Here is a 12,265-nt window from a genome sequence, read left to right as displayed (position 1 = left end):
TGCCAAAAGCGGACACCGGGCTTTTCTTCGTCCGCGCCCCTCTCCCGTCCCGCGCTTCACTCTTCCCATAGCCCAACAGCCCGCGACTCCCGATATGAGGGAGTAACGTTACTGAACGCGATTCAACAATAGATGGAATTGCCAGATAATCAGGCTCCTTCAAAACAACAAGGAAGACCGTCTAATGCGATTCAAGATAACGGGAAGGTCACGGCGAGTCGCGACTGCTATCGCACTTGCCGGAATATCATCTGTCGCAGTAGCGAAGGGCGTGTGGTTGCAGACGTCATCAGGACAGGAAGGCAGTGGACCGGAAGCCGGGTTGCATGTGGAGTACGTCCTACCATCAAGCATCAAAGTGCTCGGAGATGGAAGTCGCGAAGCATTCTTGAAGGATGTTTACTCGCCACCCGTCCATGATCCGTTTTCCGGTTCGGATACAGCATTCACAATCGAGAAGATCGAGGTCAATTGCCGCAACATGAGCTACGGCGTGGTAGCTGGGATGGACTTCGACAAGAATGTAACGCCGCTATCTGCAACGACTGGTGAATGGGACGAGAGCAAGCCTGTATGGTCGTTGAAGAGTATGGAGGTGCTGGACCCAACCTCAGTCACGTATCGAACGGCGAAATACATCTGCGGGATTGCCGGTTAATCGTCATGCAGAGCGCGGCGAGCCGCTGAGACCCACCGCGCGACTTCTAAGGGACTATCAGCCCAGCTTCGCCGCAATCGCGACCGGATCGGGCGCGGAGTACACGGCCAGTTGTGAGAGCGTCCGGTGACCAGAGCACACCTGAATCTCCGCGACGCTCAGGCCACGCTCGATCATGCGGCTGATCGACTCGCGTCGCAGGTCGTGATAGTGAAGACCTTCGATCTCAACGCGCTTGCACAGCCGCACGAACGCGTGTTTGAGCGAGCATCGTTGATCCTTACCAAACGCCCACAGCACGCGTGGCTCGCCCTTCTTCCGAATCAGGCCGGAAAGAATCTCCACTGCACGGTTCGATAGTGGGATCGTTCGCGGGCGGCCATTCTTCGTCATCGGGAAGCGAGCAATCTTGCGATCAAGGTCCACGTTGTCCCATCGCAACGCCAGCAACTCGCCCTGCCGCGCGGCAGTCTCCACGGCCAGTTCGATAGCGGGCCACAAGTGCTGAATCCGCGATTGCTCGCAGCCCTTCCGTAGCCGTTCGAACTCGCCGGGTTGCAGCCGCCTGTCTCGCGGTGCCGGAGCCTTCGGGCGTGTGATCCGACACTCTGGAACGTCGATGCCCCATTCGAGCTTCGCCCGGTTCAGCGCGGCCCGGAGAATATTTAGCTCACGCAGGACCGTTCCGGGCTTCACCTGCTTAAGCCGGTCATCCCGATACTTCGCCAAGATGGCGGGCGTTAGATCGCGCACCGGAATCTTCGTCCACGATTCCCGGAGCCACAAGTTAATCCGCATAACGGTCAGGTCGCCAGCGCGTAGGGTCGGGCAGACTTCCTCCCGGTATCGCCGCAGCAGATCGGCCAGCGTCGAGTCATCCTGCGGCTTCGCGTCGAAAACTTCACCGTTGTCCCAACCGCGCTCCATCTCACGCGCCCACTTCTTCGCGTCGGAGAGGCTTACAAAGGTCTTGCTGAGGGTCGGGCGGTCGCGCCTTCGACATTTCGCCTGATAACGGACGTTACCGCGTGAGTCGGTGCGCTTTGTGAAAGTCGCCATTTTCTGAGTCCCGTATAAGTCCTACGGACACAGAAAGGCACTTGAAGAGGATGGCGCGCCCGGCTGGGATCGAACCAGCAACCCCTGCCTTCGGAGGGCAGTACTCTATCCATTGAGCTACGGGCGCATTGAGACGCTGGCGCTGCCACCAATCGCGAAAAAACAGAAGGAAAGCGGCGCCGCAGTGAGACCGAGAGAATACCCGGTTTCGGTTAAACCGTCCACCGCACGGGGGTTGGCCGGTCAACGCGTCCTGCAATCAGGGCCGCATCGCCAGAACCCCACCCATCCGGCCCCGCCGCTCCGGGTAAACGCCCGCTGAAGACCCCCGCTGCCGCCCACCAGCCGCAAAACCTTGCGTCTATAATCGTCGGTGTTTGATCCATCGCCAGGTTGTACCGCTCACCACAATACCAACGGGAGACGAGACAAGCATGAGCGAAGCACCCCACGGAGCCCCGATCAAAACGCCCGGCCAGCTGATCGCCGCCATCGTCGCCGGGTTTGCCATCCCCATCGTCTGCTGCATCATGCTCGCCTACTACGTCGACAGCACGACGCGCACCGGTGCCGGCACCGATGAGCTTTCCGCCCAGCAAATCACCGCACGCATCGCGCCCGTCGCGCAGGTCTCGGTACGCGACGCCAACGCGCCGCGCGTCTACAAGACCGGCGAGCAGGTCTTTCAGGCGGTCTGCTCGGCCTGCCACGCCACGGGCGCGGCGGGCGCGCCGAAGTTCGGCAACTCGGGCGACTGGGCGCCGCGCATCGCGCAAGGCTACGACACGCTGTGGCACACGGCCCTCACCGGCAAGGGCGCCATGCCGCCGCGCGGCGGCACGAGCCCCGACGATTACAGCGATTACGAAATCGGCCTCGCCGTCGCCTACATGGCGAATCACGCCGGCGCGAACTTCCCGAATCCGCCCATGCCCGCACCCGGCACCGCACAGGGTGCATCGGGTGCGGCAGCGGCCGCGCCGGCTTCAGGTGCCCCCGCTACGTCGGGCGCCGAGGCCAGTGCTGGCCAGGCTTCAGCCGCCGCAGCAGCAATCGCGGCTATTCCACAACCCGCTTCCGCGCCCGCGGCAGGCAGCGCCGAACAAAGCGCCGACGCGTCACAGGCCGGCAAGGCGCTCTATCAGCAGGTCTGCCAGGCCTGCCACGCGGCGGGCGTGCTGGGTGCGCCGAAGTTCGGCAACAAGGGCGACTGGGCGCCGCGCCTGAAGGATCCGATGGATACCATCTACAACTACGCGCTGCACGGCAAGGGCCAGATGCCGCCGAAGGGCGGCTCGAACGCCTCGGACGCCGACGTGAAAGCCGCCGTCGATTACATGGTGAGCGCTGCGAAGTAAGCGCCCACTCGCGTACTGCACGCGCACGAGAGCCCAAGACAAAGGGCTGCATCTCACGATGCAGCCCTTTTCGTTTTCACCGCGTCCTTGCCGTCGTAGTCAAGCACCGCAACCGCGAGCAGCGTTCAGCCCTTCTGCAACAGCGCCTTCAAGCTCGCCAGCCGGTCTTTCGGCGTCATCGGCGCTTCTTCCGCCGTGGGCGGTGGCGCGTCGTCCAGGCCCATCTCCGGGATGAAGCGCGACGCTTCGCACACCACCGTCTCGCGCGCCCGCTTGCGCTTCTTGCACCAGTTCAGGTGCAGGCTGCGCTGCGCGCGCGTGATCGCCACGTACATCAGGCGCCGCTCTTCCTCGATGCGCGCGTCGTCGATCACGTCGTCTTCCGAGCCGCCGCGGTGGGGCATGATGCCCTCCTCCACGCCCACCAGGAACACGTGCGGATACTCCAGCCCCTTCGAGGCGTGCACGGTCGAGAGGCGCACCGCATCGGGGTCCTCGTCCTTGCCTTCGAGCATCGACATCAGCGCCACGGTCTGGATCAGGCCCATGAGGTTCTTGCCGGTGTCGGCGAGGCCGTCGGCATTGTCGTAGCCCGTGGCCTCGCTATCCTCACCGATTTCCTGCTCGGGTTTCGTGCCCTTGCGTTTGAGCCACTCCAGGAATTCCAGTACGTTCTGCCACTTCGACTGCGCCTGGCGTTCGTCGAAAGCGTCGTACAGGTAGGCCTCGTAGTGGATCGCTTCCATGAGGTCGTCCAGCACGACCGTCGCCGGCTCCTTCTCGGCGCGCTCGGCAAGGCGCTGCATGAAGTCGCAGAACACGCGCATCGGCTCGACCTGGCGCGCGGAAAGCCGCGCCTCGATGCCGCCCATGTACACGGCCTCGAACAGCGACACCTTGGCCTGCCCCGCGAACGAGCCGAGCGCTTCGAGCGTGGTGTTGCCCACGCCGCGCCGCGGCGTGGTGATCGCGCGGATGAAGGCGGGATCGTCGTCGTGGTTGGCGATCAGGCGCAGGTACGCGCAGAGGTCCTTGATCTCGGCCTTGTCGAAGAACGACTGGCCGCCCGAGAGCACGTAGGGGATGCGCTCGCGGCGCAGCACCTGTTCGAAGATGCGCGCCTGGAAGTTGCCGCGGTAAAGAATCGCGTAGTCGCGGAACTGCGCCCGCCGCTCGAACTTGTGCGCGGAAAGGCGGAACACCACCGACTCGGCCTCGTGCTCTTCGTCATTGCAGGGCGTGACCGTGATCGTGTCGCCCATGCCGTGCTCGGACCAGAGCTTTTTCTCGAAGAGCTTCGGGTTGTTCGCGATGACGTTGTTCGCCGCCGTGAGAATGCGCACCGTCGAGCGGTAGTTCTGCTCCAGCTTGATGACGTGCAGCTTCGGATAGTCCTTGCCGAGCTGTGCCAGATTTTCAATCGTGGCGCCGCGCCAGCCGTAGATGGCCTGGTCGTCGTCGCCCACGGCCGTGAACGCGGCGCGCGGGCCCGCCAGCAGCTTGAGCAGCTCGTACTGGCAGGTGTTGGTGTCCTGGTACTCGTCGATCAGCAGATAGCGCAGCTTGTTCTGCCAGCGTTCGCGCACGGGCTCGTTCTTCGCGAACAGCTCGGTGGGCAGGCGGATCAGATCGTCGAAATCCACGGCCTGGTAGGCGTGCAGCGTCGCTACGTAGTTGCGGTAGACGATGGCCGCCTGGTGCTCGTCCTCGTTCGAAGCGGTGGCAAGCGCTTCCTCGGGCATCACGAGGCCGTTCTTCCAGAGCGAGATGATCGACTGGATCTTGCGGATGAAGCCTTTATCCGTCGATCCCACTTGTTCCTGGATCATGGCGAAGCAGTCGTCCGAATCCATGATCGAGAACTGGGGCTTGAGCCCCAGATGCTCGGCTTCCTGGCGCAGGATCTGCACGCCCAGCGAGTGAAACGTGCAGACCGTGAGCTGGTTGGTCGGCACCTTGCGACCTTCCTTGCCGGGCGTGGTGAGCGTCTTGCCTTCCAGCAGCTTGCCCACGCGCTCGCGCATTTCGGCGGCGGCCTTGTTGGTGAAGGTGACGGCCGCGATATGGCGCGGCTCGAAGCCTTTCGCTTCGATCAGGTGCGCGATTTTCTGCGTGATCACGCGCGTCTTGCCGCTGCCCGCGCCGGCGAGCACGAGACAGGGACCGTCGAGATAGCGCACCGCTTCACTTTGGGCGGGATTCAGGCCTGCGGACATCGTTGCTGGATGGGAAAAACGGGTGGGACGGCCGGGCGCCGCGCGGGAGGTGCGATGTTAACACGGCCGCGTGCCACAATAACGGCCTCCCGCCCACCGCGGCCGTGGCCGCAGTTCCGTACCGCCGCGCCGCCTCTTGCAGGAATTGCCCCATGACTTCCCCGCTGAAACTCGGCCTGATGGGCTATGGCTTTGCCGGCCAGACCTTCCACGCACCGGTGATCGCGCATTGCCCCGCGGTCGAGCTGGCCGCTATCGCCACCGGCCAGCCGGAGCGCGCCCACGCCGACTTTCCCGAAGCCGCGATCGTTCCCGACCTCGACGCCCTGCTCGCACTCGCCGACGTGGAATGCGTGGTGATCGCCACGCCCAACGACACGCACTTCGACCTCGCCCGCCGCACGCTGGAGCGCGGCAAGCACGTGCTCGTCGACAAGCCGGTCACGCTCACTTCGGCCGAGGCGCGTACGCTCGCCGCGCTCGCGGCCGAGCGCGGACTCGTGTTCGCGCCGTTCCACAATCGCCGCTGGGACGGCGATTTCCTCACCGTACGCACGCTCCTCGAAAGCGGCGAGCTGGGCCGGGTCGCGCACTTCGAATCGCATTTCGACCGCTTCCGGCCGCTCGTGCGCCAGCGCTGGCGCGAAGACGCCTCGCGCGGCGGCGGCCTGCTCTACGATCTCGGGCCGCATCTGATCGACCAGACGCTCGCGCTCTTCGGCACGCCCGAAACGGTGACGGCCTTCGTGCGCACGCGCCGCGACAACGCCACGGCGCCCGACTACGCCCATCTCGTGCTCGGCTACGCACAGCACGAAGCCGTGCTGCACGCGAGCGCGCTGGCGGCCTTCTCGCCGCGCTTCGTGATCACCGGTACGGGCGGCAGCTATTTGAAGAACGGGCTCGACACTCAGGAGGATCAGTTGAAAGCGGGGCTGCGTCCGGGCCAGCCAGGCTTTGGCGCGGGCAACGAGGCGGGGCGGCTGCTTGGGCTGCTCGCGGACGGCAGCGAAAACGAACGCAGCCTGCCCACGCTGAACGGCGACTACACCGGCCTCTATCGTGCGCTGGCCGCAGCGATCCGCGAGGGCGTGCCCTTCCCGGTGAGTCCGCAGGACGCCATCGACGTCATGACCCTAATCGAGCTGGCCACCCAAAGCGCCGCCGAGGGGCGCACGCTACCGTTTGCACGAGGAAACTGAAAGCCCGACCGCGGCGCTCAAGCGTCGCTGGCGCGGGCTTGCCCGCGTCATTGTCGGGGTTTGAGACGCCTTGGCCTCATCGTCGAATATCCCGGCGGACCCGCTGCATACCTTTCATTGTTCCGACACGGATGAAAGATGAATACAAACGGTTACAAGTCCTGGCGCGCGAATCTGTCATCTCAATAAACGCCTGAAACGTTGCTCGTTCGGACAACGCCAAAAAGAGCGACAACGACCAAAGGAGTCTTACATGTCCCGTATTGCACGTGCGCTTGCTGCAAGCGCCCTCGTCTCGACGCTGGCCGCCTGCGTCGTCAACCAGCCGCCGCCCCCGCCCGGCCCGACGCCGCACCAGATTGCCGTCGAGCGCCTGCATCAGGTGGATGGCCGCATCGACAATCTGGGCCGCCGCATCGACGCGCACGTGAATCAGGGCTACTACCCGCCGCCGCAAGGCAACGCGCTGCATCACCGCCTCGACGACATTCGCGGCGAAGCGCATAACATGGCCTCGCAGCACGGCGGCGGCATCTCGCCCGACGAGCAGCGCGTCCTGAACCAGGAACTCGACCAGGCCGCGCACGCGATCGGCGAGTAATTCCCCGAAGTACGCGGGGCGTGTCAAAATTTTTCTGGATTGACACGCCCTGTGCGCCTCGCGCACAATCGCTGCGCGCGCCGGGAGAGCGCGCCGGTTGACAGCTTTCCAGCGCAGCCGGCGCCGCCGAAGGGGCAACCCACAAACTCTCAGGCAAAAGGACCGTGCGCGCCGGACCGCCTTTGCGCCAGCCTTGCGCCACCGTGCGCGCGGCATACGGAAAGGCAAAAAGGTCCGCACTCTGGAGAGCGGCAGCAGAACGGCGGCAAGACAGGCCGCGTTCAGACTGCCCACCGAAGGGGCGCGCGCCGCCCGGACGCTGACCCACTCAACTCAGCGCGCGGCGCAATCTCTCAGGTACCGAGGACAGAGGGGCCATGCATGAAGCGTCCACAGGCACAGGGCCTGCGGAGCCTCATGCATGGCCTTTTTCGTTTTCGACCGTGCCGAGGCCGCCCCATGACCGAACTGAAACGTACCCCGCTCAACGCCACCCACCGTGCGCTCAATGCCCGCATGGTCGACTTCGGCGGCTGGGACATGCCCGTCAACTACGGCTCGCAGATCGACGAGCACCACGCCGTGCGCACCGACGCCGGCATGTTCGACGTCTCGCACATGCGCGTGGTCGATTTCGCGGGCCCGAAGGCGCGTGAGTTCTTCTCCCGCGCGCTCGCCAACAACGTTGCGAAGCTTGCCACGCCGGGCAAGGCGCTCTACTCGTGCATGCTGAACCCCGAAGGCGGCGTGATCGACGACCTGATCGTCTACTACTTCGCCGACGACGAGTTCCGCGCCGTCGTCAACGCGGGCACGGCCGAAAAAGACATCTCCTGGTTCGAAAAGCTCAACGCCGAAGGCGGCTACGGCCTCGCCATCACGCCGCGCAACGATCTGGCGATCGTCGCCGTGCAAGGCCCGAACGCACGCGAGCGGGTCTGGTGCGTGGCACCCTCCTCGCGCAGTTGCACCGAAACGCTCAAGCCCTTCAACGCCGCGAAGATCGAAGGCACGCCGTTCGGCGAGCTGACGATCGCGCGCACCGGCTACACCGGCGAAGACGGCTTCGAAGTGATCGTGCCCGTCGCCGCCGTCTGCGAACTGTGGAGTGCGCTGCAAAACCAGGGCGTGAAGCCCTGCGGCCTCGGCGCGCGCGACACGCTGCGCCTCGAAGCCGGCATGAACCTGTACGGCCAGGACATGGACGACAACGTCTCGCCGCTCGACGCGGGCCTCGCCTGGACCGTCGACATGAAAGAGCCGCGCGACTTCGTCGGCCGCGCCGTGCTGGAGAAAAACGGTTCGCGCATGGCCTTCGTCGGCCTGATCCTGCAGAAGGAAAACGGCAAGGCGGGCGGCGTGCTGCGCGCCCACCAGAAAGTACTCACGCCGCACGGCGAGGGCGAGATCACGAGCGGCACGTTCTCGCCGACCATGCAGGAATCCATCGCCTTCGCGCGCGTGCCGCAGGGCGTGCAGCCGGGCGACGTCGTGCAGGTGCAGATCCGCGACAAAGCCCTTCCCGCAAGCGTGGTAAAACTGCCGTTCGTGCGCAACGGCAAGGTGCTGGCCGCCTGAACGCCGTGCGTCGGGTCGTCTGGCAGGTCGCCTGACCGGCGCGCACGCTCCCCTCTTCCGAAGCATTTGCAAGCAACCGCGAACCACACACTGGAGCATCCTATGAGCATCCCGGCCGATCTGAAATACACCGAATCGCACGAATGGGTTCGCACCGAAACCGACGGCACGCTGACCGTCGGCATCACCGACCACGCGCAGGAAGCGCTCGGCGACATCGTCTTTCTCGAACTGCCCGAAGCGGGCCGCACGGTCGGCGCGGGCGACGCCGTTGCCGTGATCGAGTCGGTCAAGGCCGCCTCGGACATCTACGCGCCGGTGGCCGGCGAGATCGTCGATTCGAACAGCACGCTCGTCGACACGCCCGACCAGGTGAACGGCGCGCCCTACGAATCGTGGCTCTTCAAGATCAAGCCGGCTGCGGACGCCTCGCTCGACCGCCTGATCGACGCCGCCGCCTACGAAAAGGCGATCGGCGCCTGATACCCCCAGCGCCTTTAGCACAACGCACCCGCGCGGCGGTACCAGCCCGGCCGCCGCGCCCGCAGGAACGCCCATGAAGCTCGAACACCCGGATCGTCTGATGAACACTTCTCTCACCCTCGCGGCGCTCGAGACGCACGAAGCCTTCGCCGGCCGCCACATCGGGCCCGACACGGCTGACCAGCAGGCGATGCTCGGCACGCTCGGCTTCGCCTCGCGCACCGCGCTGATCGAAGCGGTGATTCCAGCCGCGATCCGCCGCCAGGAAACGCTGCCGCTCGGCCCGTTCAGCGCGCCGCGCACGGAAGCCGAGGCGCTCGCGGGCCTGCGCGCGCTCGCCGACAAGAACGAGGTGTTCCGCTCCTATATCGGGCAGGGCTACTACGACACGCACACGCCGGCCGTCATCCTGCGCAACGTGCTCGAAAACCCGGCGTGGTACACCGCGTACACGCCGTACCAGCCGGAAATCTCGCAGGGCCGCCTCGAAGCCCTGCTGAACTTCCAGCAGATGATCACCGACCTGACGGGCCTCGCGATCTCGAACGCGTCGCTGCTCGACGAGGCCACGGCCGCCGCCGAGGCGATGACGCTCGTGCAGCGCACCGGCAAGTCGAAGTCGAACGTGTTCTACGTGGCCGACGACGTGCTGCCGCAAACGCTCGAAGTCGTGAAGACGCGCGCGAAGCCGATCGGCATCGAGGTGAAGGTCGGTCCGGCCGCTGACGCCGCGCAGGCCAACGCCTTTGGCGTGCTGCTGCAATACCCCGGCGTGAACGGCGACGTGCACGATTACCGCGAACTCGCTGCCGCGATCCACGCAACGGGCGGCGCCGTGATCGCCGCCGCCGACCTGCTCGCGCTCACCGTGCTCGTGCCGCCGGGCGAATGGGGCGCGGACGTGGCCGTGGGCAACTCGCAGCGCTTCGGCGTGCCGATGGGCTTTGGCGGCCCGCACGCCGCGTATCTTGCGGTGAAGGACGACTTCAAGCGCCAGATGCCGGGGCGTCTCGTCGGCGTGACCGTCGACGCGCAGGGCAACCCGGCGCTGCGCCTCGCGCTGCAAACGCGCGAACAGCACATCCGCCGCGAGAAGGCGACCTCGAACGTCTGCACGGCGCAGGCGCTGCTCGCGATCATGGCGAGCATGTACGCGGTCTATCACGGCCCGCAGGGCCTGAAGACGATCGCGCTGCGCGTGAACCGCGTCGCGGCCATCCTCGCCGCCGGCGCGAAGCAACTGGGCTACACGCTCGTGAACGAATCGTTCTTCGACACGCTCACGTTCGAATCGGGCGCCCGCACCCAGGCGCTGCACGACGCGGCGCTCGCGCGCGGCATGAACCTGCGCCGAGTGAGCGAAACGCGCGTCGGCGTGTCGGTGGATGAAACCACCACGCGCGCCGACCTCGCCGATCTGCTCGCCGTGTTCGCGCAAGCCGCGTTCGCGAGCGAAACGCCCTCGGTCGATACCCTCGACGCTTCCCTGGCAAAGGCCGGCACGACTTCGTTCCCGACCGCGCTCGCACGCGAAAGCGCGTACCTCACGCACCCGGTATTCAACCGCCACCATTCGGAAACGGAAATGCTGCGCTACCTGCGCAGCCTCTCCGACAAGGACCTCGCGCTCGACCGTTCGATGATCCCGCTCGGCTCGTGCACGATGAAGCTCAACGCGACCTCGGAAATGCTGCCGGTCACGTGGCCCGAATTCGGCCGCATCCATCCGTTCGCGCCGGCCGAGCAGACGGTCGGCTATCGCGAGATGGTCGATCAGCTCGAGCAGATGCTCGTGGCCGCCACGGGCTACGCCGCCGTCTCGCTGCAGCCGAACGCCGGCTCGCAGGGCGAGTACGCGGGTCTGCTCATCATCCAGGCGTACCACGCCTCGCGCGGCGAAGCGCATCGCAACGTCTGCCTGATCCCCGCATCGGCGCACGGCACCAACCCGGCTTCGGCGCAAATGGCCGGCCTGCAGGTGGTGGTCGTGGCCTGCGACGCGAAGGGCAACGTCGATCTCGCCGACCTGAAGGCCAAGGCTGGGCAGCACGCCGCGAAGCTCGCGGCGATCATGATCACCTACCCCTCGACGCACGGCGTGTTCGAAGAGAACGTGCGCGAAGTCTGCGAGATCGTGCACGCGCACGGCGGCCAGGTGTACGTGGACGGCGCGAACATGAACGCGATGGTCGGCCTCGCGGCCCCGGGCCAGTTCGGCGGCGACGTCTCGCACCTGAACCTGCACAAGACCTTCTGCATTCCGCACGGCGGCGGCGGCCCGGGCGTCGGTCCGGTCGCCGTGGGCGCGCACCTCGCGCAGTTCCTGCCGAACCAGCTTTCGACGGGCTACCGCCGCGATGAAAACGGCATCGGCGCGGTGAGCGCGGCGCCTTACGGCTCGGCCTCGATCCTGCCGATCTCGTGGATGTACATCGCCATGATGGGCGCGGCCAACCTCACGGCCGCCACGGAAACCGCGATCCTCAACGCGAACTACGTCGCGAACCAGCTCGCGCCGCATTTTCCGGTGCTCTACAGCGGCCCGGGCGGGCTCGTCGCGCACGAGTGCATTCTCGACCTGCGCCCCATCAAGGACGCGAGCGGCATCACCGTCGACGACGTCGCCAAGCGCCTGATGGACTACGGCTTCCACGCGCCGACCATGAGCTTCCCGGTGCCGGGGACGCTGATGGTCGAGCCGACCGAATCGGAATCGAAGGAAGAACTCGACCGCTTCGTCGAGGCCATGATCGCGATCCGCGAGGAAATCCGCGCCGTGGAAGACGGCCGCGCGGACAAGGAAGACAACCCGCTGCGCCACGCGCCGCACACCGCGGCCGTGGTGGTCGCCGACGACTGGCAGCACGCCTACTCGCGCGAACAGGCGGCCTACCCGGTGCGCTCGCTGGTGGCGCGCAAGTACTGGCCGCCGGTCGGCCGCGCGGACAACGTCTATGGCGACCGCAACCTGTTCTGCTCGTGCGTGCCGATCGCCGAGTACGGCGACGCAGAAGCAGCAGAGGCCGCGCAAGAGGCCAACGAGGCCTGAGCGTCGCTTTGACGGCCGCCGCGCGTCGCGGGAAGTTGACGCCGGCGGCAGCCATCGCCCT

Annotated in this window: 9 protein-coding genes, 1 tRNA gene and 2 riboswitches; of the genes, 7 read left to right on the top strand and 3 right to left on the bottom strand. The window is 65.9% G+C overall.

Translation table 11 applies throughout. The features are described from left to right. Positions 1–184: 184 nt before the first annotated feature. Positions 185–658 (top strand): hypothetical protein, encoded by a 474-nt coding sequence (locus WJ542_RS03995; protein ID WP_411188045.1) that lies wholly within the window; start codon positions 185–187, stop codon positions 656–658. A gap of 57 nt (positions 659–715) precedes the next feature. Here WJ542_RS03995 and WJ542_RS03990 read toward each other — a convergent pair whose 3' ends face one another. Next, on the bottom strand, positions 716–1,717 hold the full coding sequence (locus tag WJ542_RS03990) for a site-specific integrase (RefSeq protein WP_411188043.1): 1,002 nt from the start codon (positions 1,715–1,717) through the stop codon (positions 716–718). 51 nt (positions 1,718–1,768) lie between these two features. Then, positions 1,769–1,844: transfer RNA gene (locus WJ542_RS03985), tRNA-Arg, on the bottom strand. Positions 1,845–2,151: 307 nt separating this feature from the next. Here WJ542_RS03985 and WJ542_RS03980 point away from each other — a divergent pair. Beyond that, positions 2,152–3,075: a c-type cytochrome gene (locus WJ542_RS03980; RefSeq protein WP_411188041.1), complete on the top strand. Its 924-nt coding sequence runs from the start codon at positions 2,152–2,154 to the stop codon at positions 3,073–3,075. Positions 3,076–3,200: 125 nt separating this feature from the next. Here the strand turns inward: WJ542_RS03980 and WJ542_RS03975 are convergent, their stop codons facing one another. After that, positions 3,201–5,291: a UvrD-helicase domain-containing protein gene (locus WJ542_RS03975; protein WP_411188039.1), complete on the bottom strand. Its 2,091-nt coding sequence runs from the start codon at positions 5,289–5,291 to the stop codon at positions 3,201–3,203. A gap of 152 nt (positions 5,292–5,443) precedes the next feature. On the opposite strand from WJ542_RS03975, the gene WJ542_RS03970 reads away from it, so the two are divergent. From WJ542_RS03970 to gcvP, 5 genes are all read left to right on the top strand, one after another. Continuing rightward, the gene (locus WJ542_RS03970; RefSeq protein ID WP_411188037.1) at positions 5,444–6,493 is read left to right on the top strand and encodes an oxidoreductase; all 1,050 of its coding nucleotides are present in this window, start codon (positions 5,444–5,446) and stop codon (positions 6,491–6,493) included. Between the two features lie 253 nt (positions 6,494–6,746). Next, on the top strand, positions 6,747–7,094 hold the full coding sequence (locus WJ542_RS03965) for a hypothetical protein (RefSeq protein ID WP_411188035.1): 348 nt from the start codon (positions 6,747–6,749) through the stop codon (positions 7,092–7,094). A gap of 71 nt (positions 7,095–7,165) precedes the next feature. Beyond that, positions 7,166–7,268: riboswitch (glycine riboswitch) on the top strand. Positions 7,269–7,325: 57 nt separating this feature from the next. Continuing rightward, a riboswitch (glycine riboswitch) is annotated at positions 7,326–7,474 on the top strand. 79 nt (positions 7,475–7,553) lie between these two features. After that, the gene (gcvT, locus tag WJ542_RS03960; RefSeq protein ID WP_411188033.1) at positions 7,554–8,672 is read left to right on the top strand and encodes a glycine cleavage system aminomethyltransferase GcvT; all 1,119 of its coding nucleotides are present in this window, start codon (positions 7,554–7,556) and stop codon (positions 8,670–8,672) included. Positions 8,673–8,774: 102 nt separating this feature from the next. Further along, positions 8,775–9,155 (top strand): glycine cleavage system protein GcvH, encoded by a 381-nt coding sequence (gene gcvH / locus WJ542_RS03955; protein ID WP_411188031.1) that lies wholly within the window; start codon positions 8,775–8,777, stop codon positions 9,153–9,155. Positions 9,156–9,228: 73 nt separating this feature from the next. Beyond that, positions 9,229–12,204 (top strand): aminomethyl-transferring glycine dehydrogenase, encoded by a 2,976-nt coding sequence (gene gcvP, locus WJ542_RS03950; protein WP_411188029.1) that lies wholly within the window; start codon positions 9,229–9,231, stop codon positions 12,202–12,204. The last annotated feature ends 61 nt before the right edge of the window (positions 12,205–12,265 follow it).

It is taken from the genome of Paraburkholderia yinzeri (genome assembly GCF_046581065.1).
Classification (GTDB): Bacteria; Pseudomonadota; Gammaproteobacteria; order Burkholderiales; family Burkholderiaceae; genus Paraburkholderia.
This window is presented reverse-complemented; position numbering and strand designations above follow the sequence as displayed.